Origin of the sequence: Acidovorax facilis (assembly GCF_023913775.1) — a bacterium.
Classification (GTDB): Bacteria; Pseudomonadota; Gammaproteobacteria; order Burkholderiales; family Burkholderiaceae_C; genus Acidovorax; species Acidovorax facilis.
Genome location: NZ_JAMXAX010000355.1, coordinates 1 through 255 on the forward strand (window position 1 = coordinate 1; position 255 = coordinate 255).

Below are 255 nucleotides of genomic sequence, written 5' to 3' on the forward strand. Positions count from 1 at the left end.
TAGTGTCCTCCGCGGTCGGAGTGGACCACAGGTCGATCGTTGGTCTCTGCCACCGTCTCGATAGCAGCATCCAGCATCGTGTTGACCAGCTCAGCATCCGGGCTCGTGCCAATGGTCCAGCTGACCACCATCCCGTCGAAGCAATCGATGATCGGTGACAGGTAGACCTTGCCTGCAGGGATCTGGAACTCTGTGATGTCGGTCAGCCATTTCTCGTTGGGCGCCGCAGCCTGGAAGTCACGGTTGATGATGTTC

At 58.4% G+C, this 255-nt stretch carries 1 protein-coding gene; it reads right to left on the reverse strand.

Features of this window, described 5'->3' with window-relative positions:
- Positions 1 to 255, reverse strand: a 255-nt coding sequence (locus tag NFX52_RS30570) for a DDE-type integrase/transposase/recombinase (RefSeq protein WP_252636034.1), incomplete at both ends; no start/stop codon positions are given.